Annotated in this window: 24 protein-coding genes; 5 read left to right on the forward strand and 19 right to left on the reverse strand. The window is 34.7% G+C overall.

Annotated elements, in window-relative coordinates:
* Nucleotides 1–21 precede the first annotated feature (21 nt).
* Both ACGLXV_RS03620 and ACGLXV_RS03625 read right to left on the reverse strand, forming a co-directional pair.
* On the reverse strand, nucleotides 22–1,509 hold the full coding sequence (locus tag ACGLXV_RS03620; protein WP_391557533.1) for a spore germination protein: 1,488 nt from the start codon (nucleotides 1,507–1,509) through the stop codon (nucleotides 22–24).
* Between the two features lie 124 nt (nucleotides 1,510–1,633).
* Nucleotides 1,634–2,632 carry a F510_1955 family glycosylhydrolase gene (locus ACGLXV_RS03625; protein ID WP_391557534.1) on the reverse strand — a complete coding sequence of 333 codons (999 nt, stop codon included), beginning with the start codon at nucleotides 2,630–2,632 and terminating at the stop codon, nucleotides 1,634–1,636.
* Nucleotides 2,633–2,999: 367 nt separating this feature from the next.
* On the opposite strand from ACGLXV_RS03625, the gene ACGLXV_RS03630 reads away from it, so the two are divergent.
* From ACGLXV_RS03630 to ACGLXV_RS03640, 3 genes are read left to right on the forward strand one after another with little or no spacing between them, the layout of a single operon-like run.
* Nucleotides 3,000–4,400, forward strand: coding sequence for a sensor histidine kinase (locus ACGLXV_RS03630; protein ID WP_391557535.1), 1,401 nt, complete (start codon nucleotides 3,000–3,002; stop codon nucleotides 4,398–4,400).
* Entirely contained in the window at nucleotides 4,372–5,049 is a 678-nt protein-coding gene (locus ACGLXV_RS03635; protein WP_391557592.1) for a response regulator transcription factor, read from the forward strand. The genes ACGLXV_RS03630 and ACGLXV_RS03635 overlap by 29 nt, the downstream gene beginning before the upstream one ends.
* Nucleotides 5,046–5,582, forward strand: a complete 537-nt coding sequence (locus ACGLXV_RS03640; RefSeq protein WP_391557536.1) for a TVP38/TMEM64 family protein — start codon at nucleotides 5,046–5,048, stop codon at nucleotides 5,580–5,582. The genes ACGLXV_RS03635 and ACGLXV_RS03640 overlap by 4 nt, the downstream gene beginning before the upstream one ends.
* 18 nt (nucleotides 5,583–5,600) lie before the next feature.
* Here the strand turns inward: ACGLXV_RS03640 and ACGLXV_RS03645 are convergent, their stop codons facing one another.
* Entirely contained in the window at nucleotides 5,601–7,094 is a 1,494-nt protein-coding gene (locus ACGLXV_RS03645; protein WP_391557537.1) for a methyl-accepting chemotaxis protein, read from the reverse strand.
* Between the two features lie 175 nt (nucleotides 7,095–7,269).
* On the opposite strand from ACGLXV_RS03645, the gene ACGLXV_RS03650 reads away from it, so the two are divergent.
* Nucleotides 7,270–8,724 carry a M20 family peptidase gene (locus tag ACGLXV_RS03650; RefSeq protein WP_391557538.1) on the forward strand — a complete coding sequence of 485 codons (1,455 nt, stop codon included), beginning with the start codon at nucleotides 7,270–7,272 and terminating at the stop codon, nucleotides 8,722–8,724.
* 42 nt (nucleotides 8,725–8,766) lie between these two features.
* Here the strand turns inward: ACGLXV_RS03650 and ACGLXV_RS03655 are convergent, their stop codons facing one another.
* The 13 genes from ACGLXV_RS03655 to ACGLXV_RS03715 all read right to left on the reverse strand — a co-directional run bounded on the left by ACGLXV_RS03655 (nucleotide 8,767) and on the right by ACGLXV_RS03715 (nucleotide 20,957).
* Nucleotides 8,767–10,032 (reverse strand): L-lactate MFS transporter, encoded by a 1,266-nt coding sequence (locus ACGLXV_RS03655; protein ID WP_391557539.1) that lies wholly within the window; start codon nucleotides 10,030–10,032, stop codon nucleotides 8,767–8,769.
* 256 nt (nucleotides 10,033–10,288) lie between these two features.
* Nucleotides 10,289–11,305: a nucleotidyltransferase family protein gene (locus ACGLXV_RS03660; RefSeq protein WP_391557540.1), complete on the reverse strand. Its 1,017-nt coding sequence runs from the start codon at nucleotides 11,303–11,305 to the stop codon at nucleotides 10,289–10,291.
* Nucleotides 11,306–11,322: 17 nt separating this feature from the next.
* The gene (locus ACGLXV_RS03665) at nucleotides 11,323–13,122 is read right to left on the reverse strand and encodes an ABC transporter ATP-binding protein (RefSeq protein ID WP_391557541.1); all 1,800 of its coding nucleotides are present in this window, start codon (nucleotides 13,120–13,122) and stop codon (nucleotides 11,323–11,325) included.
* A 14-nt stretch (nucleotides 13,123–13,136) separates the two neighbouring features.
* Nucleotides 13,137–13,544, reverse strand: coding sequence for a signal peptidase I (locus ACGLXV_RS03670; RefSeq protein ID WP_391557542.1), 408 nt, complete (start codon nucleotides 13,542–13,544; stop codon nucleotides 13,137–13,139).
* 16 nt (nucleotides 13,545–13,560) lie between these two features.
* Nucleotides 13,561–13,827 (reverse strand): PqqD family protein, encoded by a 267-nt coding sequence (locus ACGLXV_RS03675; protein ID WP_391557543.1) that lies wholly within the window; start codon nucleotides 13,825–13,827, stop codon nucleotides 13,561–13,563.
* Complete coding sequence (locus ACGLXV_RS03680; protein ID WP_391557544.1) at nucleotides 13,827–14,606, reverse strand: hypothetical protein; 780 nt, start codon at nucleotides 14,604–14,606, stop codon at nucleotides 13,827–13,829. The genes ACGLXV_RS03675 and ACGLXV_RS03680 overlap by 1 nt, the downstream gene beginning before the upstream one ends.
* Nucleotides 14,607–14,703: 97 nt before the next feature.
* Nucleotides 14,704–14,865, reverse strand: a complete 162-nt coding sequence (locus ACGLXV_RS03685; protein WP_391557545.1) for a hypothetical protein — start codon at nucleotides 14,863–14,865, stop codon at nucleotides 14,704–14,706.
* A gap of 174 nt (nucleotides 14,866–15,039) precedes the next feature.
* Nucleotides 15,040–15,504, reverse strand: a complete 465-nt coding sequence (locus ACGLXV_RS03690) for a VanZ family protein (protein WP_391557546.1) — start codon at nucleotides 15,502–15,504, stop codon at nucleotides 15,040–15,042.
* A 28-nt stretch (nucleotides 15,505–15,532) separates the two neighbouring features.
* Nucleotides 15,533–16,249 (reverse strand): metallophosphoesterase family protein, encoded by a 717-nt coding sequence (locus ACGLXV_RS03695; protein WP_391557547.1) that lies wholly within the window; start codon nucleotides 16,247–16,249, stop codon nucleotides 15,533–15,535.
* 41 nt (nucleotides 16,250–16,290) lie between these two features.
* On the reverse strand, nucleotides 16,291–17,079 hold the full coding sequence (locus tag ACGLXV_RS03700) for a class I SAM-dependent methyltransferase (RefSeq protein WP_391557548.1): 789 nt from the start codon (nucleotides 17,077–17,079) through the stop codon (nucleotides 16,291–16,293).
* A 236-nt stretch (nucleotides 17,080–17,315) separates the two neighbouring features.
* Entirely contained in the window at nucleotides 17,316–18,425 is a 1,110-nt protein-coding gene (locus tag ACGLXV_RS03705) for a hypothetical protein (protein WP_391557549.1), read from the reverse strand.
* Between the two features lie 10 nt (nucleotides 18,426–18,435).
* Complete coding sequence (locus ACGLXV_RS03710) at nucleotides 18,436–19,863, reverse strand: MBOAT family O-acyltransferase (RefSeq protein WP_391557550.1); 1,428 nt, start codon at nucleotides 19,861–19,863, stop codon at nucleotides 18,436–18,438.
* Nucleotides 19,864–19,889: 26 nt separating this feature from the next.
* A complete protein-coding gene (locus ACGLXV_RS03715; RefSeq protein WP_391557551.1) occupies nucleotides 19,890–20,957 on the reverse strand; it encodes an acyltransferase family protein in 1,068 nt (355 codons plus the stop codon).
* Nucleotides 20,958–21,124: 167 nt separating this feature from the next.
* On the opposite strand from ACGLXV_RS03715, the gene ACGLXV_RS03720 reads away from it, so the two are divergent.
* Nucleotides 21,125–23,461 carry a right-handed parallel beta-helix repeat-containing protein gene (locus tag ACGLXV_RS03720; protein ID WP_391557552.1) on the forward strand — a complete coding sequence of 779 codons (2,337 nt, stop codon included), beginning with the start codon at nucleotides 21,125–21,127 and terminating at the stop codon, nucleotides 23,459–23,461.
* A gap of 942 nt (nucleotides 23,462–24,403) precedes the next feature.
* Here the strand turns inward: ACGLXV_RS03720 and ACGLXV_RS03725 are convergent.
* The 3 genes from ACGLXV_RS03725 to ACGLXV_RS03735 are packed head-to-tail and all read right to left on the reverse strand — an operon-like array spanning nucleotide 24,404 to nucleotide 26,310.
* Nucleotides 24,404–24,517, reverse strand: a complete 114-nt coding sequence (locus tag ACGLXV_RS03725; protein WP_391557553.1) for a hypothetical protein — start codon at nucleotides 24,515–24,517, stop codon at nucleotides 24,404–24,406.
* 29 nt (nucleotides 24,518–24,546) lie between these two features.
* The gene (locus tag ACGLXV_RS03730; RefSeq protein ID WP_391557554.1) at nucleotides 24,547–24,702 is read right to left on the reverse strand and encodes a hypothetical protein; all 156 of its coding nucleotides are present in this window, start codon (nucleotides 24,700–24,702) and stop codon (nucleotides 24,547–24,549) included.
* 57 nt (nucleotides 24,703–24,759) lie between these two features.
* The gene (locus tag ACGLXV_RS03735; RefSeq protein ID WP_391557555.1) at nucleotides 24,760–26,310 is read right to left on the reverse strand and encodes an oligosaccharide flippase family protein; all 1,551 of its coding nucleotides are present in this window, start codon (nucleotides 26,308–26,310) and stop codon (nucleotides 24,760–24,762) included.
* Nucleotides 26,311–26,341 lie beyond the last annotated feature (31 nt).

The following is a 26,341-nucleotide window of genomic DNA, read 5'->3' on the forward strand; positions in this document are numbered from 1 at the left end:
GGAACAACTCCTTCTAACGAGCTATTCATCAATATCTCGATGAACTCTTTCATCTTTTGGTGAGAAGCGTTTTTTCTGTTCGGGATGATTTTGAACTGGCCTTCGACTTAGCTTGGAAAATGGCAGTCGAATAATGGTATCCTTTAAATCTCTAACCCTTGTAGGATAAAAGGGCTCTAGATATGGTCTCCCTAATGAGGTTAACTGCAATAAATGTCCTGCCAATAAAGAAAAGCAGAGAACAATCCCGATTAATCCCCATGCATGTGCAAATAATAAAAACGGAAAACGGATCAAACGAATCGTGTTACCAAATTGATAGGTTGGTGTGGTAAACGAAGCCAGTGCTGCCAAGGCTACCATTATTAGTAAAACATTACTTGTTAACCCAGCTTCAACTGACGCAGTCCCGATAACGATCCCGCCTACGATACCGATTGTTTGCCCGACCTTCGTTGGAAGTCTTGCTCCGGCCTCTCTTAGTAATTCAATGGTCAGCTCTAGAAACAGAGCTTCCAAGATCGGCGGTAAGGGAATCGCTCTTCTGGACGTAATTAATGTTGCCAATAAATCCTTTGGAATTAACTCATAATGATACGTCAAAGTCGCGACATAAATAGGTGTGATCAAAATAGAGAAGGCAATGGATGCGATTCTTACAATCCGAATGAAGGAAGCAGCATACCAATTTAATAAATAGTCCTCAAAAGTGGAGATGGACTCATTAAAAGTAGTAGGGCCTATCAATGCATGTGGTGATCGATCGACTAATATGGCTAGCTTCCCCTCAGCCAATGCGGTTGCTACCCGATCTGGTCTTTCCGTATCAAGAATTTGTGGAAAGGGGGATCGCTGATTGTCCGCAATAATTTGTGAAATATATGCCGTATCCCCGATCGCATCAAAATCGATTTCATTCAATCGCTGCCTAACTGTATTTATGTTTTCTTCATCTGCAATATCTTCAATATATAAGCAAGCTACTTCGGTATTTGATAAGTCCCCGATTGTGAATTTTTCCACTCTTAGGCTATCAATCGGTAACCTTTTTCGAATAAGATAAATATTGGTATCTAATGATTCAATAAAAGATTCCTTCGGGCCGACGACACTAAATTCTACCTCTGGTGGAGAGATGGACCGATTATCATCTTTTTGTGCTGGAATTAATACTCCATGATGATCTGAATCTGTAAAGTAAATATACACATATCCTGAAGGAAGCTTTTCAGTTAGATCCTTCGGGCTTATGACATCAATAATTTCCTCAATCGGAATCTTTGACTTGAGTTCCTCCAAGTCACTGATTTCCAGCAAATTCGGTAGGATATATTGATGAATTATTTCCGCATCCACAATACTTGAAAAATAGGAAATAACATACGGAACGTTGCCATGATCTTTTTTGTAAAACACAAAATCAGTTGATTTCCTTAGAGAATCAAACGCTTCCCTTATGGTCGTTATTTCTGGTTTTTTCTCAGATTTTTTGTTACTCCCTTTTTTCATCAAACTTCTCACCGAGCTTTCACAAAGTAAAAATTATCCTAGGATTATTATCCTTTAAGAGGAAAAAAATATACTTTCTCTACATAAAAAAGACGTAGAGAACTACTTCTCTACGACAGATTCTTTATTGTAAATTTCCTGATTTCGCTAGCAAATTCCAGCTTTCACCGTGATTGGTGGTTTGGTAAATGTCATTGTTAAAGCTGACGAATGTGATTTCCTGCTCGTTTTTCGGATTGATCGCGGCGTACATGACGGCGTCTTCCTTCATCTCCGGCAAGGCAATTTCCTCTTCTTTATCATCGGTTAAGTTTCTTATTACAAATGAAGGCTGACCATCATATTCACCGTAAAGGAGGCTATCATCTGTAAAATAAACACTTGTCCCCTGTGTTCCTGTTGTTAGTAACTCAAATGTTTCCCCCTGGTCTTTAGATAAGTAGATTCCGTCTTCACCCGCTGCAGCCAATATGTTTTTATCGGTTGGATGTACAGCCAATCCGATGAACTCACCTTTTAAACCACTTGCTGCAACTTCCTTCCAATTGGCTCCCTCGTCTTCACTCACATAAAATGCATCGGCCTTCATAATGGAATTTTTATGCGGGCTCATCGCAAAAATCTGATGATTGTTATATCCAACCGCCATAAGATGAAAATCCACTTCGGCTTCAAACCCAAGACTTTGTAAGGTTTGACCATTATCCACACTTTTCATAATGCCAATCGGATTGGGCAACTTAGAATCTGTTCCTGGATGACCGCTGGAATAAAATCCATCATCGGTCGCATTAAAGCCCATATAATCATTATTTTCTTTCTTTGTTTTTAACCATGTCCCGTTCTCATATACCTTTAACCCGTCATGAGCTGCAAAAAAGGCAGCCTCTTGATCTCCCACATACCCGAGCCCGTGGATATGATCTATTTTTCCAGCGAACGATTCAAAAAAGGCATGTGATGCAAGCGAGACTGTAGTTGAATCTTTGGTTTCATCCTGTGCATCTGAGCCCTGAGTTTCTGTTTGATTTGTTGACTCCTCTGATTGCGCTGTCTCGTCTTCTTGACTGCAAGCCGTTAATGTGAAAAGACTAATAGCAGCCACTAATAAAAATTTATTCATCTTAAAAAGGTCCTCCTACTATTAATGTGAACCATGTCCCGGTTCCGTTCCCCCCATACGTCTCGGCATACTTTTATCAACTGCTAATGCAAATTTAGTGGATCGTTACCGGTGATTTGCTCTACCTTATACTCTTCTAATGCATCAAGAACCATCTCGGTACCATCACTCATCTCCATTCGAAGTACAAGCAGCTAAAAGTGAAAACATAGTTTCACTTTATCAACACTTTGTGCAGATTTTATGCATAAAGTTTGATTCTTTTTTGTCATCTGCTAGTATTGCCCTATTTTTCTTATCCATAAATTAAGATTTCCATAGTAATTTCGATTACTATAGAAGTATGACAGGAAAAGGAGATTTCCCTTTGAAAAAGCTATCGATCAAATTAGGTGCCATTTTCTTTTTATGTATTTTAGGACTTGAATCGTTTATGTTCTTCTTTCTTCATTCCGCTTTAGTAGAATCACGGATACAAGAAGAACTGAATGCCCTTCAAGCTCGCGGGAATTCCCATCGTGCGATTTTAGAGAACCATTTTACCCCAGAAACCATAACCCACGTTGCTTTAATGGAGACAGAATCCACAACAGATGTAGTCGTAACCGATGCTGATTTACAGATTCTTGGTTCTTCGAGTAAAAATGAACAACTCATTGATAACGTAAAGCTCCCCTCAAAAGAGATTCCTCAGGAAGGTGTCATTATCGAGAATGATTGGGAGACAGAACCTTTCATTTCTACCGTTAGCTCGTTAGAAAATGAGGGAGAAATCATTGGATATGTGTTCATGTTTCAAGACACAGAAACCGTTCATTCATTAATTAAACGATTAAACCAACATTTCCTCCTTGCTGGGTTCTTAACGGTTGGTCTAACATTATTTATTATCGCTTTGCTTTCGAAAGCAATCACCAAGCCTCTTATCAATATGAAGGATGCAACCTTTCAAATCAGCCAAGGGAACTACTCCATCTCCTTGCCTGAAACAGGGAACGATGAACTTGGCGATCTGGCTAAATCGATTGAATCGCTCGCACATGATCTTACCTTTTTAACGCAAGAGAGAAATGACTTTCTAGCAAGTATATCGCATGAATTACGAACACCGATCACTTATATAAAAGGGTACACAGAAATCGTCATGAAGCGCGAGTTATCTGAGGAAGAAAGACGGAACTACCTAGCTATTATTCTTGAAGAAACCAATCGTTTAAATGACTTAATTAAGCAGCTATTTGACTTAGCCAAAATGGACCAGAATTCGTTCTTGATTGAAAAAAAGGAAGTCAACATAAAGGAGATTCTTGAAAAAGTGGAGGCGAAACTAGCTCCAGCTTTTAAGGAGAAGGGAATGACTCTTCACATCTCCTGCCAAAAGGATTTCTTTTTACATGCTGACCCGATCCGAATGGAACAGATTTTTTTGAACTTACTGGATAATTCAATGAAATATTCATCAAATGGTGGAAGTACTAGCGTGATGGTTGAACTAAGGAAAAACCAGCTTTTTGTGACAATTCGTGATACCGGTAACGGCATTCCTGAAGAGGATTTACCACATATCTTTAACCGTTTTTACCGTGTAGATAAATCGCGGACTCGCATGCTAGGTGGTGCCGGTCTTGGTCTTTCCATTGTCAAGGAACTAGTAAATAAACATGACGGAACGATTACTGTGAAAAGCCAAATACAACAAGGAACAGAATTTCAAATGATGTTTAGGGGAGCGTGGAGTGATGAAAACGATCTTACTGGTGGACGATGAGCAAAGAATGTTGGATTTATTAAGTCTTTATCTAGAACCAAAAGGATACAAATGTGTTCCACACACTTCTGCTTTGTTTGCTCTTGAATACTTATTCTCCTATCAGGTTGACCTCGTGCTTCTTGATATCATGATGCCTGAGATGGACGGTTGGACGTTATGTGCAGAAATCAGAAAAAAATGGGATATTCCCATTATCATGTTGACGGCACGAACGGATAAGACCGATGTTGTGAAGGGACTCGATATTGGTGCGGATGATTATATCTCAAAGCCATTTGATGAAGACGAACTACTTGCTCGAATTGGGGCTGTATTAAGAAGACATAAGTCCACAAGCCAACTATTAACTTTTAAAGGGCTAGTTTTGAATCTAGAATCCTTTGACCTGCATTATGAAAAAACACCGATTCCATTAACACCAAAGGAATTTTCCATGATGGAGCTTTTTTTAACCCATCCAAATAGAGTATTTACACGCGACCATTTAATCACCTCGATTTGGGGCCATGGTGTTGCTACTGAGGATAGAACCATTGACTCCCATGTTCGGAATCTCCGAGAAAAATTAAGAAAAGCCCACTTCCCTGCTGATGAGCACTTACAAACCGTATGGGGATTAGGGTACAAGTGGCAGGACGGACAATGAACGAAATTCTTTTTATTATTGGAAGTGTAATTGGGAATGTGCTCATCGCTGTGGCTGGTGTTATTCCGAGTGCCTTTTTAACAGCAGCGAATATTTCTATCCTCGGTTTTGAGGTTGGGTTAGTTGTTTCTATTATAGGAGAAGCACTTGGTGCCATTGTGAGCTTTTGGCTCTATCGAAAAGGATTTTCGCGGATGAAGGAAAAGGTACACGTCAAGTGGAGATCGGTTCGACTCCTCCTTGACCGATTGTATCAATCGAAAGGTTTTGAAGCTGTTGCGATTGTTCTTATGCTTCGGCTGTTACCGTTTGTTCCGTCAGGTTTCGTGACGTTGACTGCTGCGATTGGCAAGATGAATATAGTAGCTTTCGGAATAGTGAGTACGATTGGAAAGATCCCTTCTTTGTTTATCGAGGCTTATGGGGTTCACCAAGTTCTGAAATTTGATACCAAACTTCAACTCATCTTGGCAACTGTTGTTATCATGATTTTTGTGATTTATTTTTTCGTAAAAAAGCGTCCCCGTGATTAATTCGAGGACGCTCTATTTTTAGTTATTTGAATTTTGACCCACAATATTCTCCAAAGCTACAATCAAATCATTCAGTTGATCCAAGCTAGAAATAACCTCTTTCATCGAATGTCTTTGGTCTTCCACTCCAGCATAAATTTCTTCCGTTGTGGCGGATGCTTCTTCCGTAATATTACTAATTGAAGTCACTTCATTTACAATGCTGTCCGAAGCTGATAATAAAGACTTCGTTTTATGCTGGATTTGATCCGCTTGCGAAAATACATTGGTTGCATTTTGACTAATGAGCTGAAGAATATTTTCTGCTTCTTTTGCCGCTTTCGAGCTTAATTCAAAAGCATTTTTACTTGTATCGAGCTTTTCTTGAAGCTGAATAACTTTAGAAAAAATATCCGTTAACATACTTCCTACTTCTTCGGTTGCTTGACGAGAATGTTCGGCTAATTTTCGAACCTCGTCGGCAACGACCGCAAACCCCTTGCCTTGTTCTCCAGCGCGAGCCGCTTCAATACTTGCATTAAGAGCAAGCAAATTCGTTTGTTCCGTGATTCCTTTAATCGAACCAAGCATTTCTTCAATTTTACTATTTTCGGCGGCAAGTGTTCCCATCAAGCCTACTGTTTCCGTCATGCTACTTTCCACTTTCCCCATGTTAGAAGCAAGCTGAGATAAGTGTGCTGCCCCCACTTGAGTGGACTCACCTGTCTTACCAGATAAAGTCTTCATCTCCTCTGATGTTTGAGTAACTAGAGAGATTTCCTTGTGAATTTTTTCAATATTATCCTTAATATCATGAATGGAAACCGCTTGGTATTCCACCCCTTTTGCCACTTCCCCAAAACCAACCGCAATTTCCTCCGTTGCCTTGCCCGTGTGACTTACCTCGGCTTGAATGGATTGATAAAAAGATAATAACCCTTGGACAGAGCTTTTTATGTTCTCAAAGGTTTGTTGGAGTTGCTGTTGCTGATTTTTTGATTCTTCTAAGTGCACGTTCACATCAGAAACTACTTTTCTACCAATAACAGAGATAATGATTCCAGCCACACCACACATCGCAATTAACACGTACAAAACAACCAGATCCAGAACTGGCAATTGAACTGCTTGAAATGCTGGATTAATAAAAAACTGAATGGTAAAAACGAATAACATAAGAGCCGTTGCCATTATCATCACTTTTCGATCTAAGTAAACAATGGAAAAGATCAAATACAGAATAAAAATCGTCCAAGCATTAAACGTTGGAATAGCTATTAGTAGAAAATGACTCGCAATAAACATTAACGAGACTACTAGATACTTCGTCCAACTGAAGCTTGCAAGTTTTTTGTTAATCACAAATAGTAAAGAACAAACGATTACCGTTAACACAAAGAAACCAATCATCGGTCCAAGCTCAATTTGCTTGAAAAAATACATGAGCCCAATGATCGGAATCGCCGATAGATAGAGCGAGATTACTGTATACGTCAGTAACTTCGTCCCCAGTTTTTCATAATGTGTTGCCATAGTGCACCTCTTCTATAAATACTTTGTTTACCTAGATGAAATATCGACAAATCTCGGGATACCTTTAGCTGAATAACACACCGACTAAAAATATTTTTTCACTCAGTAAGGGATTTCATTTGTTTTATTCAATATATTGATAGTGATGAGCTTTTCCAATGAATGGAGGGTAATAATGAAAAGACGAATTACTTTTTTTCTATTAGGTCTGATTGGCATATTTCTCTTAGTAACTGCAATTATTTCACTTACCGTAACATCAAGACAGCCCTCTCCTATTGCAAGCAAGGTTCAAATCAATGAGAAGGAAGCCGTGAACCGATTCTCTGAAGCGATTACGTATAAAACGGTATCTTATCATGACTACAAACAGTTTGATTATGAAGAATTTGATCGATTTATTTTGTTTTTAGAAACATCTTATCCTCTAGTTCACCAAAAGCTTACATTAGAGAAGATTAATGAATATGGCTTGATTTATAAGTGGACAGGGAAACATTCCAACAAAAACCCGATCGGTATTACTGGTCATTATGATGTTGTACCTGTACTAGAAGGAACCGAAAGCAAGTGGGAGGAGGCTCCTTTTAGTGGAGCGGTTGTGGATGAGAAAATTTGGGGACGCGGCACATTAGACGATAAAATTGGTGTGATCGGAATACTTGAAGCAGCTGAATATTTGTTGGAACAAGAATTTCAACCTAGTAGAGATGTGTATTTTATGTTCGGGTTTGACGAAGAAGTAGGAGGAGAAAAAGGAGCTCTCGCTATTGCAAACACATTAAAAGACCGGGGCATAGAATTTGATTTTGTGATCGACGAAGGTGGAGCGATCGTAGAAAATATGGTACCAGGTGTAACGGAGCCAGTAGGTGTGGTGGGAATTTCTGAAAAAGGGTATGCCACTGTAGAATTAAAGATTGAAGGCAGTGGCGGTCACTCTTCACAGCCTAAGGAACGTACGAATATCGGCAGAATTGCAACCGCTATCTCGAAACTTGAAGAAACTCAGTTCCCTGCTGACCTACAAGGACCTGGAGAAGACTTATTTGAATTCGTAGCCCCCGAAATGAGTTTTTTTATGAAGTATGTGTTTGCGAATAAATTCCTTTACGAACCCCTTATTGAAAAAGTTCTACTTCAACAACCGGCAACCTCTGCCTTGATTCGCACCACCATAGCACCGACCATTTTTCAAGCGGGGGAACAAGAAAATGCTCTACCCGAGATAGCATCCGCCAAAATCAATTTACGTTTGATGCCAGGTGATACGCTGGAAGAGGTGGAAACGTTCATCGTCGATACAATAGATGACGAAGAAATTACAGTCTCAGTGGATGGAAGTCAAGCAACAAAGGTATCTTCTGTGGATGGCTGGGAGTTTGCGGCTGTTCAGCAAGCAGCAAGAAATGTATACAATGATGCGATCATTGCTCCTTATTTGATGTTTGCAGGATCAGATGCCAAACATTACGATTTGGTCTCTCGTAACACATACCGATTTTTACCGGTACAAATCTCGTCAGAAGACTTGAACCGGATGCACGGTACAAATGAACATATAAGTGTGGAGAATTTTGTGAATGCGGTGAAGTTTTATGCGGAGTTAATGAAGGTGGTTGGTGAGTAAAGAATAGGGTTCATGCTTATCTTTTAGCATGAACCCTTCTATTTATCCTGCCTTTTTTACTGACTCGATTACGGCTTTCGATTTTAACTTATTAATATCAGCGCGAATTAATAGAGAAAGAACGAGTGCAACTACAAATAATCCCGAAAAGAAGGTTAAGCTTCCTGCATAACTTCCTGTCGTATCCTTGATCCAAGCTGCGAACAGTGGACCCGCCAAACCAGCAGCTGCCCATGCGGTTAAAATATATCCATGAATGGCGCCTAACTGCTTCGTTCCAAACAAGTCGCCGATATAAGCTGGAATCGATGCGAATCCCCCACCATAACATGTATAAACAACGATCAGCATGCCCATAAACAACCATTGAATGGACACTTGTGGCAAGAAAAAGAAGATAACCATTTGCAGTACAAAAAATGCGGTATACGTGTTTGGTCTACCAATATAATCCGATAATGAAGCCCAGCCAATTCGTCCAAGACCATTGAAGATTCCAATCGCACCAACTAATGCGGCAGCTGTTGCCATGTCAATCCCAATGCTCTCCATCGCTAGTGGTTTTGCTACTGCTAAAATCGCAATTCCACAGGTAATGTTAATGAATAACATGAACCACAAATACCAGAAACGCTTGGTCTTAACAGCTTGATTCGCTGTTAATTGTGATAAATCCAACGTAGCCTTTGCTTTTCCACTAGCAATCTTCTCTTTAAAACCTTCTGGCAACCAGCCTTCTTGTGGTTTTTCAAGATATAAAGAAGAGACAACCATGATGAGAAAATAAGAGATACCTAGAATGTAAAATGTGTTAGCCACTCCAACAGAGGTAATTAACGAGTTCATGATCGGGCTAGCTATCGCTGCCGCAAAACCAAATCCCATAATGGCTAATCCTGTTGCTAAGCCTCTTCTGTCAGGAAACCATTTTACGAGAGTTGAAACAGGAGCAATATAACCCACACCTAAACCAATTCCTCCAAGTGCCCCATAAAATAAATACAACAAGGACTTGGATTCCATATCAACAGCAAACCCTGCCCCTGTCATCCCAATCCCAAAGAAAACCGCTGCTAGTAACCCAGCTTTTTTCGGTCCATATTTCTCTACAAAATGTCCTAAAAAGGCCGCAGATAATCCTAAAAATAAAATAGCAATACTAAAGGTTAAAGCCACTTCAGAATCAGACCAACCAAACATCTCTTTTAACGGCGCAGTAAAGTTACTCCATGCGTACACGGATCCAATGGAAATATGAATCCCCACTGCTGATAATGCGATCAACCACCTATTCTTCCTCACTAACATCTCTCCTTAGTAAATTCTATAAATATCTAAAAACGTTATGGAAAGTTCATAACGGATTTTACTTACCTTAGGATCGAATTATCAAAAACACGAACATTATTATTATAAAACCATAAAACATTCGCCTTTCAAAAAGAATAAACCTACTTTACCATGTGAAAGTGAGGAAGACAATAGTAAATATGATATATAATTTGAGAATGTTATAAATTTGAGGAATGAAAAATAGCTGTAAGCCTTTTGGTAAGCGCTACAGCTACTGGTGTTTAGTAGAGGATATAACAAGTGGTTTGGTTGGTCTTAAGGATTTAATCCAGCTGAAAAATTCACTTTTACTATGGGATAAGCTATCATAGCTAAAAAAGGAGTAGTCCACAAAATCTAAATAGTTCTTTAACTGTTTCTTGTGTCCATTTCTAAACGCATTATAATCCCATAAGTTAGGTCTTTTAACAGGCAATGGTTTTACATTTTGCAAGTATGGGTGCTGTTGATAAACGATTGCAAGAGTACGGATCATCCGTTTTTGAGTACGATGATGTCTAGCCTGAACTAGCAATTGTATGTAATCCACTCTGTCACCAATCCGATAAATCAGTTGAATGATATCTAAAAAGTGTTTCGGAGAGTCCAGATTATGTCTCCATCCATGCAAGCAAATCATATAAAAGGTATGATAATCTGAAAGTTCTTTTATATATTGGTAGTTTCCTAAAGTCCTAGCTCCCTTCCAAAACTCTTCTATCCGGAGCTTGGAGGTATCATCCTTCAATAAGTTCCAGTGTAACTCTATCGTTAAAGGAATCTTTGAGTTCGGAATCGGTTTACTAAAGCTACAGTGAAAATGTCCAGCAATCGGTTCCTCTTCAACGGAATAACCTAAAGAGATAACTGCGGATATTGCATTTTGCAAGTCCTTCGCCTGAATGAGTACATCTATATCTGATGTACCTCTTGCCCCAATATGACCAAAGTACTTTTCAGCAAAAAGCACTCCCTTCAACGGAATAGTTGGAAGTTCAGCTTGCTCAAAGCAATCCAACACTTTCGTTAATTGGCTTTTGATAAAAAGAGATAAAAAGAGATTTTCTTCGTACTGCTCCTTCAAGCGTTCCTGAAAAAATACAGGTGTTCGACCTAAAGTTCCTTGTTGCTTTAATTGGTAGTAACTTTGAGGAGCAACACCAAACTCCATGATTTCTTTTAGTAGAGATTTGTAATCATATGAATCTAGGGTTACCTCTGATTCATACAAAGCCTGAATCCATTTCATGGCACACCCTCCTTTCTTTATGCAAGTGATAGTTCAACTTTAGGTTTAAACTTTGTACGACTTAATGTTTGATATAATCCTGGCTGGTTAATTAACTCCTCATGTGATCCCTGCTGAACGATTTTCCCTCGATCCATTACCAAAATTAAATCAGCACTTTCAATCGTTGATAAACGATGAGCAATGACAAGAGTGGTTCGATTTTTCTTTAGTGAGCTCAGAGCTTCCTTCACATAGTATTCCGTTTCCGTATCAAGTGCGGAGGTTGCTTCGTCTAATAAAAGAATAGGCGCATCCTTTAATATTGCCCTGGCAATCGCGATTCGCTGCTTCTGGCCTCCTGAAAGCTTCATTCCTCTTTCGCCAATTTCTGTATCGTAACCGTTTGGAAGAGTTTGAATGAAATCATGGATGCAGGCGTCTTGTGCAGCACGAATCATTTCTTTTTCAGTGATTCCTGGTCTGGCTAGCATGAGGTTTTCCCGTATGGTTCCAGCAAAAAGGAATGTTTCTTGAGGCACACTGGCGATCGTGCTTCTTAATTTTGATACGGTCATTTCCTTTATGGACACTCCATCAAAAAGAATGTCTCCTTTTTGTGGCTGGTAGAAACCTTGGAGTAGGTTGAATAGGGTGCTTTTTCCTGCTCCGCTTGGGCCTACTAGGGCGATGACTTTGTTGGCTGGAATGGATAGTTGTAAATTTTTAAACACCTGAGTTGATTCATTATAGCTAAAGGTTATCCCTTTAAATTCCATCGCATGTGAAAGACTCTCTCTAGGTGTGTAGGAAGGTAATCGAGGAGATTCTGCCTTTTCTTCGGTTACCTTTAGTATTCTTTCCACTGATGTAAGAGATCGCTGAAAGCCTGCCCATTGTCCTGCTAGTCGAGTCATAGGACTGACTAAGTAACCGACAAGACTCTGAAAGGTTAATAATGCTCCTACCGTCATAGATCCTTTAGAAACAAAATATGCCCCTAATAAAAGGCTGATATAGTAAGAGCCCGCACTTAGCAGATTTCCCCCTGAGGAAAAATATCCTCTTAACTTTGCATTAGTAAGCTCAAGATGATAGAGTTCTTCATTTTGAGAAGAAAATTCTTGGTAGGATTTCTTTTCTAAAGTAAAAGATCGAATAACAGAAATACCATGAAAGGTTTCGCTAAGATGTGCATTTACTTTTTCAAAAAGGGTGTTGAGCTTTCTACTATTTCGACGAAGCAACACCCCAAATACGGCTCCAGCTAAAATGGCCAATGGTGTGGCAAGGAGGGTTAGAAGAGACATCGTCATATTTAACTGAAGAAGATAAATAAAGACGACCAAAAAAATGAGTGGAAGTCTGATGAGGTTAATTAAGCTGCTCCCAATAACACCGTCAAGGTTATGAATGTCATTTGTAAAATACGTAATAACTTCTCCAGATTTCATTTGAGAGAAGCGGCTTGTTGGAAGTCTTAAAATGTGGCTAAATAAATAGTCTTTAATATCTCGTTTTACACCGTTTGTTGCTACTGTTTCAAAGTAAATATCTGCGAAAGAAAAGGAAATACTTATTACAACCAGTGTAAGAGCAATTGGGATGAGTGTTTTGATTTCCTCGAAATCTGCACGAACCGCAGCATCAGCAATCTTTCCAAAAAATGAAGCAAACGCAACTGTTAAAAAAATATCAACAAATAATAATAACAATAAAACCAAATAAGCCTTCCATCGCTTCAAAACAAAAGGCTTCAATAATCCAAAGGTTTTTTTAATATCCTTAAGCACAATATATTCTTTCATGCGAGGTAAGAGCTGCTGAACTCTATTCATAATGACACTCCATCTTAAAATCTTCTATTTAAATAGCTTCTAAGAATAAAAGAAAGAAACGGAAAGGTAATAATTAACTTACTCCATCCTGCTATGATCAAATTGCTCGGTTGAACTACATGCCCTTGCTTTTCAATGGAAACAAGTGTACCTAGAATCCGTTCTTTTTGAATGGGTTCATCAAATCCAAGGTTTGTGTCACCCTTACAGCGATATATATTCTCTGATTCCATCTTGTAAAATCGGTGGGCGACCAACTTACCGTTTGAAGCCCAAAATAAGAGAATATCTCCTTTTTTTAAAGAGTTTGGATCAAAAGGGGCAAACCTGCAAATATCTCCTTGTTGAATAAGGGGATACATACTATTCCCTTCACTTGGTAGGGAAATACACCCTTCATTATTAATCGTTTTTTGAAGCACTGAAATAATATCCTGATTAAACAGCATGAATAACCAATCCGTATTCAATAAGCTCTTTTAAAAATTTCTCAATATCTTCTGCATCAATGGATTGGTCAACTTGGTTTTCAGCTTTAATGGATTGAATAATAGAGTCAACCGTTTGTTTCTCCTTAAGCAATGACCAACAATAGCCACCCATCTCATTAAGCTTTGTGACGGTAAAATGCTCAGCATCTAGAATAATCCACTCTCCATCGAGTTGGGTAGTATCAAAGCTCTCTTTTTGGATGTAGTGCGTCATTATGAAATCAACTCCCAAAAGGTATCATTTTTCTGAAAATGCAGATCATAGACTGAGACTTTATCTACTAAACTCAATAGCAGGTACATAATCTTTTTCGTTTCCTCAGGACAGTGTACCCAGTAAAATACCTTATCCATAAGATTTAAGACAGCATCTGACTTTTTTAGTTGGTTCCTGCTATTGAACAAAGCTTGCCGTAAAAGCTGAATGCTAACTAGCGGTGTTGAGGTTTCTTTACCAGTTACCTTTAACTCGCTACGAAATGGTGAATTAAAAACCGTTATTCCTTCAGGAGCAATTTTGACAAGCGTCGCTTCATCCGAAAGGAGCACTCTCGGTGCTGATAATTTGGCAGCAGTCGACTTCCCCGCTCCAGAACGGCCTGTAAAAATATGAGCATTCCCTTCTTCCACTACACAGGAGGAATGAATTAATAATCCCCAGTTGTTGTGGAGGATAAAAGCACTGTAAAAGTTCATCAAAGCATGCTTTAGGGCTAGTTCGTCATGAACATGAATGGTTGCTTGTTTATAATCCTGTGTGGTTTCGATAAGGTAATCAGCACGTCGGTATGTTATTTTATTTTTATCTCTTATAATTTCAACATCGTAGTTAGTGAAAGGTACACCATAATCAGCTAAAATATTCAGTGACATGTCAAACTGGATACGGTTTAAACTTATAGATAAATAGTTTCTTTCAAAAAAAGCTTTAATAAATGAAGATTGGTATGTTATAAATGCTAAATGCTCCCCTATTTGTAGATATATCTCCATCTTTTTCTCCTTTAACACCATTCAGAAAAGTACGGGACCAATATGTACACTTTCTACTATGCCTATAATGAAATACTGTCCCGCAAAAATTTTCATGTTATTTGTTCTTATGATCCTTTTTAGGTTCGAACGGTTCATGTTTATATTTGTCCCCATCACTATTACCATCATCACCAGATACAGGTCCATGCCCTTTGTTCCAGCTTTGTGAAGTTTCAAAACGAATTGGCTGATGGCTCAATACTAGAGGTTTTTCCATTTTATATCACCTCCTTCACCGGATTCTTTATAGAGAACAATTGTGGTAAAAAAAGAAATCTCATCAAAGTAAAAAGACAAAATCCCTAATTAATCTACATTAACAAGTAGATTATACATGATTAACAGTTCTTTGAGAAGAACGAAATATTCGACAAATAACTCCCATTTTATCTTAAATGGTTAGGTCATTACTGTGTTTTTTATATGTAATTTTTCTTAGTAAACTTCCAAATCTAGACCTAATATTCATGTATTTCTTATGTACTACATACCACAACGCCCATACACCAATACAATTCTTCAACAAATCCACTAAAGAAAATGACCGAAAGGGGATGTAGTACTGGTGCAGTTCATCAACAAATCCATAGCCAATCGCTAGAACAACTGCGAACATTTCTTTTTTGTATGAAAGCTTTCCAAAGATCAGGAAAGCCATCACCAAAAACAAATAAAGAAGCCCAAATTCAAAAAGATGGGCTAACTCTAACCCAGCTCCTATTAATAAAAGAATGCTCATATCTATTTGAGTGGAAAGCATATATACGGATTCTGGATCAAAGTTGCTAGTTTGTAACCAAATCAAAGCCATGTAGACGAATGGGATAACTAATAGTAGCAATCTTATAATAAACATTTCATGCCTCCGTTTATCAGCAATCCCATTACAGTCTTCCATTTAAGACCACATTACTCATCATTTCTGCATTTGGGTACTCTACATTCTTGTACTGCTCTGCTACCTTTTGGACATCATAACTTACGCGGACATTGGACGTTTGAATTGTTCCTTTATTAATGTCAACTATAGAATACGAGGCATGATTTAAACCATCAAATGGAAGCCCTACACTTCCAATGTTCACAATACATTTTCCATTGATAAAACGTATGTATGACTTGTGAATATGAGCGTAGATAAACATATCTGCGTCAGTCTTAACCAACTTTTCTAGGATAGTTTCGTCAGTTGCTGAAGGAGGTACTACTTCGAAAAGACTGTCTGGAGTAGCATGAAAAGCTTGAATTATTACACCTTCAACGTCGAGAGTTAGCTGTGTTGGTAATTCTCTTAAGTAGTCTACACTTTCATCAGACAGTTGGGAAACAATCCAATCTCTTTCTTTGTTCATTAGTTCAAGAACATGGCCAGGTACCTCTCCCTGCTGAACACCACGTACTACCCATTCATCAGCATTTCCTTTGATCACATCGCAATCAAGTGATCGAATTAGATCTAAAGCACGCTGAGGCTCTGGACCACGATAGCATATATCACCTAGGACAAATAATTTATCAACGTTTTTTGCTTTTATATCACTTAATACCGCATCCAATGCAATGGCATTGCCGTGGATGTCGGAGATGAATGCTAGCTTCATTTTCTAAACTCCTTTTTTGTTCCAATTATACATTTCATTATTTAGGCATTCAATTTTATAAAGACACTCTTCTGGGGATTTGAATTTTTAATTATTTCACTGTTTCTATCGAAAACTGGGGTTGTGTAATCATCCTGTACGTAGTTTCCTAATGGTTTATATTTATGAGCTACTCTAGTGTCCAAAAGTGAATACTGTGTAAAGTGAACAATTAATAAGCCATTTGGCTTTACAAGTTTGTCTAAAGTAATAATTTGTTTTTCAAACTTCTCAAAAGGATAAATCTTTTTTAAATTAGTTATACCCATGGCAGCTATATCATGAGGCTTTCTTTGCAAAACTGCCATGCAAAATATTGCATCGAATTTCCCATGCTTTTGAATCTCTTTTTGTGAGGAATATATAAAATTGATTTTCTCATCCACTTGAAGTTTCCTACAAGTGTTTAGACTTTGTTTGTTAATATCGGCACCAATTATTTGGGAATTTGGAAAGTATCGGCGCAGTGTTAAAACTTCCTCACCTGTGGAACACCCGTAGGACAGTATCTTTAAATCTTCTCTGCCCTTAAAATATTCTTGACAAGCAGTAAAAATTTTAGGATATCGGTTCATAAAGGTAAGTGGAGTAGTTTGATGAACATTCTTTCCGTTTAATACCTTCATAAAAATATCATTTCTGTATTCTTTATCAGTACACACTCTTGTAGTTGCTTGGCACATATTCCATAAAGACTCTAAAATGGCCGCAAACCATCTAACTATGATATTTTTAGAAGACCTGTTTTTTTTAATATGTTGTTTAGCGATGATAATTAGTTTAGAGTGCAACTTAAATCCCCCCTAATATTTTAAATACCTTTATCTTTGAGTTCAAATATACCATTGTTCTTAAAAGAGAACAACATTTTAAATGAATAGATGTATGGAGATGTAGTAAAAAAGATTATAGAAGAGGGTGAAGAAGAATAGGGGAACAAATGAGAATAATGTGTAAAAGGGCGGGAAATGAAAAGTACTCCTAACTCTTTTATAAAAACTAAGAGCACTTTTCATAATTAATATCACTATATGTCTTGTGTTATCCATTCACTATTCTCTTTTTTGAATTGTTGTAATAGACTCTTTAACTTCTTTATTTTTACTTCGGTATTATCATTGTTAATTACACTTTCATTTTCTGCTATCATATTAATCATCATGTCATTAAATTCTGGACGATAATGGGTTGTGTCTTTATAGTTATTTAAGTCTGTAATACCTTGGTAATCTTGAAAATCAAATATTGTTACGTTATCCATTTGTGTAAATTCACTTACAAAGACACTTTTAAAGGAAACTAGTTCATCCATATACCCTTTTTTCTCCGCATCGTACCACATAAGAGCTGAATAAGGTGGAAAAACCAATATAAACTCCTTGTCTTTGTTCCTTTCTATAACAGGAACAAAATCTTCTTCTAATCTTTTTATCATTCTTTCAGTCATTTGAACTTTATTTTGTTCAGATACAGATTCAACGTCATTATTATATTTTACTTTTACAATTTCCTTTCCAAATTGCGTTCCATTACTCCAATCCCCCATTTGATCAATATCTGTTGTTCTAGCAAATTCTTCTACAACCTTACTAGATAGAGGGTTTTTAAAATCTTCAGCGATATTGTATGTAAGATTAAACGGCACAAACTTTGTCCAAGTCTCAAATCCCAGTAGGTACTTAATATCGTTTATCCTAGATCCATCGTATAAATAATCTGGATATTTTTTATATGGCGATTCTTTTTCAGTATTAAATGTAGTCATATCTATATTTACGATATACTTTGATACTTTGTTCGTCTCAGTTGAAGTAGACTTATTTAAGAGCATGATTATTTCGTCAACACTCATTCCACTCCTTGTATATTTCACTGCTTCCTTTCCAAAGATATCTTCAACTAAGTCTATGTCTGTATTTTGTACCATAGATGATCCAACGATCGCTATCTCGGCATCAGAGTTTTTTAAGATACCAGCTGTTGAAAATGACTCACTATAATATGTCTTAATTTTTGAGTCCCTAAAGTAACTTAGTGGATCAAGTATAAAAGTTAATATAGAAGTTACTAAGGCGAATGTAAAAAACAAAAGTAAAAACTTTTTGATAAACCTCTTACCGCTAATTTCTTTTTTCATTGGAAACCACCTAAAAGTTAAAATAAATAAATGCACTTACTCTACTTAAACAAATAACTGATATAAAAAATAAAACAGCAGTTAAGTAAACTGTTTGATTGTTTAAGTTGAATTTCTCCGCAATCTCTATGGTATTTGGAGCCTTAAAAACAACGATTAATAATATTACTAATGTAAAGAGGATAATCCCAGTACAAAAGATTGTTGGCAAGTTCATTAGTCCATCGTAGTACAGTAAGCCGATTTCAAGTAATCCAAGGGATGATGGTGTAATTAAAGATTTATATATTCTTAATGCATTATCTACCGTTTCAGCTCGAAATAGAACCCATGTTAAACTTACAAATAAAAATGTTATAAGCACAGATATACTTTGATTAATTACCATTCCAGTTTTATTCCAAAGTCTATGAACTACAAGGCCAAGCCCATGAAATAGCCCCCAAAGTATAAAGAGCCAAGAAGCTCCATGCCATAAACCACTAACTAAAAAGGTTAACAGTAAATTACGGTATGTCTTAGCTCCCCCTTTCCTACTACCTCCAAGAGGCTTATAAATATATTCAAAAAGCGATTTTCCTAATGTTATATGCCACCTTCTCCAAAAGTCCGAGATACTTTTAGATTTATAGGGAGAAAAGAAATTTATAGGTAAGTCAATATTAAACATTTTTGCTAATCCAATGGCCATGTCAGAGTAACCACTAAAATCAAAATAGATTTGTAATGTATAGGTCAATATTGTAGCTACTGTTGTAAAAAAGCCCATTTCTCCCATATTATCAAATCCATTATTTGCCCAAACTGCCAAAGTATCTGCTATAACTATTTTTTTAAATAGTCCAATAACAAAAATAAATAAGCCTTTAGCAAGATTATCCCAATTAACATATCTTCGGGAAGGATCTTGAAATTGAGGAATCATTTCGCTGTACTTTACAATCGGTCCAGCTACCAATTGTGGAAAGAATGTTACAAACAAACAATAATCTATAAAGTTACTTACCTTTTCCTCTCCCCTATAACTACTTAGAAGGAATGATATTTGCTGAAAAGTAAAGAAACTAATACCTAGAGGTAATATTAAGTTCTTTAATAAATAATCTTCTTTAAATAGATAGTTTACATTTTCTATAAAGAAATCATAGTACTTAAAATAGCCTAATAAAATCACATTAAAGAGGATTCCAATAATAAATAGAAATTTCCTCTGAATATCACCTTCTTTAATCATTAAAATTGATACAAAGTAATTACCAAAAATGGAAAATAATATAATCCATAAATAGCTTATATTAAACCAGGCATAAAACACGAAAGAAGCTAATACCAAAAAACAATGTTGTAATTTTATTGAATTATAATTTGAGAGTAAAAAATAGGTGATAATAACCATTGGAAAAAATAAAAAGATAAACTCGTATGAAGCAAATATCATAATATTCTCCCCTTATATTAATAATACTAAGCAGCTAGATTTGATTTCTTAGTCATAATAATTTTGTCTATTAATACAGCAGTTGGTCTATAGAAGAAATTAATAATGTATGAAGATATTAAACATAATATAATTAGCCATAGGAAAATTAGTATTGGATACTTAGGTGCAAATGTAAGTTCAGGGAAAATTGTCATATAAAAAAACATGTGAGTTAACCACATGTTTGTTGAGTGACTTCCAAAGAAGTTTAAAACTTTTTTAGTTAGAAACCCTTTATCCATTATATTAAATGCACATATAAAAACTATGGCAGTAAATGGAGCTATAATCATTGATTCATAAAAGCCATGAAATGTAATCAGCGATAATATTGCAGCAACACATATAATATTTTTATAGGCAAATTTATTAATAAGTTTGCAAATTAGGGAGTATAAGCTTTTTTTTGCAAAAATGGATCCAATCATAAATGGAAACAACGACGTACCCAAGAGTACCATAGCATTTACTAGTATATTTATACCTCCGTTATCCCCCAAATTTATTACTTGTTGTACTCGCTGAATATATGAAATTAAATAAATAAACACCGTAATTATTGTGATTAAAAAGATGTTATATCTTTTTATTACCTTAAATAAAAATGGTGATACTAAAATTAATAAGAAATAGGTTTGTAAAAACCACCAGGCACCATTATAAGAATTTGATAATAATAATAAGTTTAATAATAATTTATTTAAAGGTCCAGGATATGAATCTGGTACTATGTAACTCCCTATAGCTATAAATAGTAATAGAATAATGTAAAAATTTATTAAAAGTTTGATTATTCTAAACATACTTGTTCTATTGTAGCTAGCTTGCTTTTTCTCATAACTTAAATACAGTCCGTATCCACTAGCAAAACAATATATTGGAACACATGCATCCCCAAATAATGCTAGGTAATATATCAAAGGGGTATCACCAATATAGATAAAGGTTTCATATAAACCTTCATATTCCTTTCTACAAAATAAATGAAGGAGTAGCATCATTAGAATTGCTACTCCTTTTGTTATGTTCATATCTAATTTAGATAACTCCATTTACTTGCCTCCTATTTTTATGCTTTCTTTTAAAACTTTAGCCGTTATTAAAGATTGGGAATTATAGTCTATATAATTATTTCTTATAAAAAACACATTTGTCCGTTTCAAACAAAGAGTTAATTACGTAACATATTAAAAACAAGTATTAGAAAGGAGATATTAAAATGTACATGATTGAGCTTGATAAATGGAAAATCAAGGAAGGATTACCTAGTAAACCCTATAAGAATGAAGATTATACTCAAGCAGACCTTAATATTCAAGGAATTAATAATGCCCTCCAATACGCTAAGAGTAATGGACACTCAATAGTTTTATTACCAAAAGGCCAATATGCCTTGTGCTATCCTAGAGAAATTAAGATGGTTAGTAATCTAACATTTGATTTAAATGGATCTACCTTAAAAGTTATATATGACTCAGATCAAAAATCCCCATTTGATACTAGAACTACAAATGAGTACTATAAATTTAGTGGCAGAAGTATATCCTTTGACAATGTAACTAATTCACATTTAACCAGTGGTATTATAATAGGCTGTAAGGAAGATAGAAGTTTTCTAAATTCAAACGAAGAAAGAAAGGTCGAAAATACCTACGGTGTCATCTTTGAAAAAAGCACCAATAATTCAACAATAAGCCACTGTGTCATTAGAGATTATATGGGGGACAATATTTCCATATCCAGTACTTCTATGAGAGCATTAGCAGAATTTAATCTAGGCTTGACACTAAATTCATTAGACTATAATACAGGTTTGCCTATAACATCTACAAATACATTGATCTCAAATTTTATTACGATACCAACTGGTTCTAATTTTAACTCTTTCCTCATTTCAGGTTCAGGGTATACTAGATTGACAAATCTAAATAAAAGAGAAGTTGATGTGTTCTTTTATACTTCAAATAATAACTTTATAGGAGTACTAAAAAAGCAAAAAATCTACTCGTTAATCTCTATACCTAAAAACGCATCTAAAATCCGCTTTTTATTCTCTAATGAATCAAATCCACAGAAAAATTTACAACTCCAGCTTCAATTTGGCCTGTTTCCATATAATAATATAATTGAACACAATGAAATCATAGGTGGTCATCGAGGTGGTATTACTCTTGGTGGGAGTTACAATGTTGTTCAACACAATACCATAAGAGATAATGGAAAAGGTGCTAACAGTTTTATGGATGGTAAGCCAATTTTCTTTAGTACTACTAGGTATTCAATAAACCAGGAAGATTCTTATGGAGATAATTGTGTTATTAGAAACAATTTTATATATGGTAGTACTAATGGTATTTTAGTTGGATGTTATACTACTCATATTGAAAATAATCATATTTACAATATGGATTCTGCAGGAATAATTCTTTACAGTTTAATGTATGCAAAAGTAACTGGAAACACACTTTATAACTGTAACTCACCATTAGGTTTAATGAATTCAAACTTTGAAAGTTCTTATGTTACCTTAAATGACAACTATATTTACGGTGGCACAATATGGTTGGAAAATAATAACTCCTATTATTTAAATATTAAGGACAATATGTTTTTTGATGTTATTAATATCAATCTAGGTAATAACCAAGAAAATCATATATTTCTTAATAATAGATTGAATTACAGCAAAATTATTAAACCAACATTAATAGCATCTAGAATCGAAGGGTGTATCATACAATCCCAGGTCTTACAAGAAATCGCAATTAAAACAAATGTAATGTCTAATTGTAAAATTAGTAATTTACAATTTAATTTTCGTAACTGGGACCTTAGCAGTAATGGTTATGTAATAATAGATAATTGCAGCTATATAAATTCAGTTCTTAACAACCACATTTATCTGACCAAGTCCAGAGAAATATTAATAAAAAATTCCAGCTTTACTGATACTATAATTAAAAATGGAAACATTAACACTCCTTCCAGTTCTTCAAAAACTAATATAGAAGACAGCAAATTTATAATAAACAATATAAACCATATTTTTGCAACTGATTTCAACGTACCAGAAGGTGAGATCACCTTAAAAAATAGTGAAATTACTATAAATAATACTAATTTTACTTATCTAATAAAAAATGAAAAATCCGTAGAAGATACTTTTGAATTTCGATTGTTTAACACTAAAATTTTTAACTCAAGCCAGAATTTAATTAATTTAAAGTATTATAATACAGTATTACCAATAAAAAAAATCTTCTCTTCAGAAAATATATATATATATGTTTCACTTTCTATACAGGACCCAGATGTAATTTTTGAATATAACCCTTCATCAACATTTCTAATAAATATAAATCTTCAGCCAGATGGAAATATTTTTTCATCAATTATAAATCATGACTTGGATACACTGTATCCAATGGTTCAATGCTTTACAATTGATATGGAATTAGTAATTTTAAATGTAATTATTTTAGATAGAAATACAATTAAAATATTTAGTAATAACTCGTATGCCGCCCCTTTAAAGGTAATAGTTAAAAAGATTTAAATGAGTTGAAAACAAGAACACTTATGATTAAATCGTAAGTGTTCTTTACAGCTTTAATCGTTGATATTAATTTAGCCCATTTTTCTAAATTCTAAAATAAAGTCTTCTTAACTTGTTCGAAACTTCTAACTTTCCATTAATTAAATATTCCCCTATCTTTATTGAGGGTTTCTCAACTATAAAATATATTAAACTTGCAACCAGAAAGGAACTTATAAATGTGATAATACATATTATTCCTAGACTTAACTTTCCAAGTAGCAAATTTATTAAAGTAAAAATAACAGGGATATGAAACAAATACAGACTATATGATATTTTCCCAATAAAAATAATTATTTTTGATTTTAATAACCTTCTTATACATGTTGAGTTTAAGGATATTAAAATAAAAATAAAACTACCTATTGCTATTGCCTAATCTCCTAATAAAGGTAAATGCAGTAACTTATTATTAGGAAGAAACCAAGAATTATACATATAAAATAGTATTCCGATACATCCAAATATTATCTTAACCAATCTATTTACCCTTCCATACACTATACCAAAAATATCTCTATACTTAGAGATATTTTTGGTATAGTGTAAAGACTGAGAGGTAATGAATTGTTAATATATGAGAAGATGGGTTCCATATTAATGAGGATATATCAATTTTTACAGCCTTCAATAAAAAATAATAAACTGTAACAATTACTACGGGTATTAATAAAGGTAATAGTACTGTGCCTTTCCAATTTAACCTTAAAATAAAATACACTATAAAAGGAAATATTATTGAAACCCTCATCTCATGTATCAAGGACCATATAACAGCATTAATATTTCTTGTTTCAAATTCTCCAAAAAGAATGATATGATCCAAAATAGAATTAAAAGAGAGTGGTAATATCCACGAATATTCATAACCAGGAATACTCACTCTAGAAAAACTAAACATTAAACCAAACTAATAAATATTGAAATAAGGTAAGGAATATAGATTCTACATACCCTTTTGATAAGGTAATTTTTATAATTGAATGTTTTATTATTAAAAAAAGGTAATGACAATACAAAACCACTTAATATAAAAAAAAGTATTACGCCTCATGGCCTGCCCAAAATATATGGAATGGAGTGTTTTTAAATTTATTAAAAACATATAATTCTGGCAAAACTATAGCAATATGTGAAAGAACAACTGTTGTTGCAGCGATTCCTCTTAATGAGTCTAATTCAACATAACGTTGGTTCATACATTTCCCCCTATTCCTAATAAAAAAACCAACTTTATAAGAAAGTTGGTTCCTCTTTTAATATTGTTCGCTCGATTTTTCTTTCGAAATAATAATTTTTTTTCTAATCGGATTTACTATTGATTTTATTAATTCTTTTTCATATCTATTCATACCTAGTAAATACATTAGTACAAAATAAAAAACTGTTAAAATAACTATTTTGATTAATAGTGTAAATATTTTATAATCAGGAAACAAGCTATTTAATATAAAACCAGCTACTATATTAATGACTATTAGAAAGGCTAGATAATTTATTCTTCTATAAAACAATAATATATCTAACCCTATTTTTTTATAATAATAAACGTTCATCATTATAATGTTACCAACAACCATTGAAATACCTGTCCCTAAGGCACATCCAATTCCACCATACATCCTAGCTAATGGAATACTTATTAATAAATTAACAACAGCTAAAAACAGGAGAACTATTGATCTGAATTTATGTAAATTTTTTGCTTGTAAGATATTTAACCCCATATTTTGAATCAAAGGGATTGTAAAGGGAATGATTAGTATTAATGCTATATAGTAAGCATCTATATAATTTTCGCCTGCCCATATAACTATAAATTCCTTACCAAAAGAAATTAATCCAGATATTATTAGACCCAAAATTAATAACTGTATCCTTCCAATTCTAATAAATATATCTGTTAGTTCTTTTCCTGTTGCATCTTTAGTTACCATAGAAGTAATTCTAGGTAAAAACATTCCAGATATAGCAGTCGAAAATTGCATATAATATAAATTCAGCTGAGATGCGATGGAATAGACAGAGACAGCAATTGTACCTGATATTACACCCAGTATTAATTGATCAGTAGACCAATATATTTTATCTACTATTATTCCTAAAAAGATAAAGAAAGAGTATATAGAAATTTCTTTAAATACTTTATTATCTATCTTTCTAAAACTGACACGAATTTTCAATTTGCTGAAGCAATAATAAACATTGGTCCAAAGAAATAAAATATTTACCAATGAGTTTGCAATTACCATGCCAAGTGAATCATAACCTTGATATAGGACAGCAATAACAATAATTGGATTAAGTATTGTTCGTATTATTCCAATTACTTTAGGGAATATAAATTTCTCATAAGCAACAATAATAGAACCGAATACAGAAAACGGAAAGCTTACCGCTAAATTAAGTGTTAACACAATTAACATAATCTTAAATTTATCTACTTCTGATGGACTTAATGCAGAGCTAAACCAATTGTCAGAGAAGTAGTATAATATCAATCCTATAATGACTGTTAAAAATAATATTACTGTATTTATTAGTATAAATAAGCCATTTAAATTGTTCTGTTTTTCATGGTCTCCAAGTGCTCTGTATTTCGAGACATATCTTATTGTAGTATTTCCAAACCCTAAATCTACTAGACTTAGTGTAGCAATTAGAGAAGAGACAAGTGAATATAATCCATACTCCTCTTGTCCAAGCATTCTTAACATAATCGGTGTATATATTATACCTACAATATTCCCAAGGAAAATAGTCATATAAGATAATAATGCACCTATTTTATACTGACTTGTCCCCATAGTTCCTCCCTCTTATTATCAATTATTTTTC

Origin of the sequence: Robertmurraya sp. (assembly GCF_036676585.1) — a bacterium.
Taxonomy (GTDB): Bacteria; Bacillota; Bacilli; order Bacillales; family Cytobacillaceae; genus Robertmurraya_A.

Coding starts and splice junctions, on each gene's coding strand:
- ACGLXV_RS03690 (WP_391557546.1), bottom strand. CDS start 15,504: ATGTTTATTATAAGATTGCTACTATTAGTTATCCCATTCGTCTACATG.
- ACGLXV_RS03650 (WP_391557538.1), top strand. CDS start 7,270: ATGAAAAGACGAATTACTTTTTTTCTATTAGGTCTGATTGGCATATTT.
- ACGLXV_RS03625 (WP_391557534.1), bottom strand. CDS start 2,632: ATGAATAAATTTTTATTAGTGGCTGCTATTAGTCTTTTCACATTAACG.
- ACGLXV_RS03680 (WP_391557544.1), bottom strand. CDS start 14,606: ATGGAGATATATCTACAAATAGGGGAGCATTTAGCATTTATAACATAC.
- ACGLXV_RS03735 (WP_391557555.1), bottom strand. CDS start 26,310: ATGGGGACAAGTCAGTATAAAATAGGTGCATTATTATCTTATATGACT.
- ACGLXV_RS03720 (WP_391557552.1), top strand. CDS start 21,125: ATGTACATGATTGAGCTTGATAAATGGAAAATCAAGGAAGGATTACCT.
- ACGLXV_RS03620 (WP_391557533.1), bottom strand. CDS start 1,509: ATGAAAAAAGGGAGTAACAAAAAATCTGAGAAAAAACCAGAAATAACG.
- ACGLXV_RS03635 (WP_391557592.1), top strand. CDS start 4,372: ATGAAAACGATCTTACTGGTGGACGATGAGCAAAGAATGTTGGATTTA.
- ACGLXV_RS03695 (WP_391557547.1), bottom strand. CDS start 16,249: ATGAAGCTAGCATTCATCTCCGACATCCACGGCAATGCCATTGCATTG.
- ACGLXV_RS03715 (WP_391557551.1), bottom strand. CDS start 20,957: ATGGAGTTATCTAAATTAGATATGAACATAACAAAAGGAGTAGCAATT.
- ACGLXV_RS03665 (WP_391557541.1), bottom strand. CDS start 13,122: ATGAATAGAGTTCAGCAGCTCTTACCTCGCATGAAAGAATATATTGTG.
- ACGLXV_RS03710 (WP_391557550.1), bottom strand. CDS start 19,863: ATGATATTTGCTTCATACGAGTTTATCTTTTTATTTTTTCCAATGGTT.
- ACGLXV_RS03640 (WP_391557536.1), top strand. CDS start 5,046: ATGAACGAAATTCTTTTTATTATTGGAAGTGTAATTGGGAATGTGCTC.
- ACGLXV_RS03685 (WP_391557545.1), bottom strand. CDS start 14,865: ATGGAAAAACCTCTAGTATTGAGCCATCAGCCAATTCGTTTTGAAACT.
- ACGLXV_RS03655 (WP_391557539.1), bottom strand. CDS start 10,032: ATGTTAGTGAGGAAGAATAGGTGGTTGATCGCATTATCAGCAGTGGGG.
- ACGLXV_RS03705 (WP_391557549.1), bottom strand. CDS start 18,425: ATGAAAAAAGAAATTAGCGGTAAGAGGTTTATCAAAAAGTTTTTACTT.
- ACGLXV_RS03675 (WP_391557543.1), bottom strand. CDS start 13,827: ATGACGCACTACATCCAAAAAGAGAGCTTTGATACTACCCAACTCGAT.
- ACGLXV_RS03645 (WP_391557537.1), bottom strand. CDS start 7,094: ATGGCAACACATTATGAAAAACTGGGGACGAAGTTACTGACGTATACA.
- ACGLXV_RS03660 (WP_391557540.1), bottom strand. CDS start 11,305: ATGAAATGGATTCAGGCTTTGTATGAATCAGAGGTAACCCTAGATTCA.
- ACGLXV_RS03730 (WP_391557554.1), bottom strand. CDS start 24,702: ATGAACCAACGTTATGTTGAATTAGACTCATTAAGAGGAATCGCTGCA.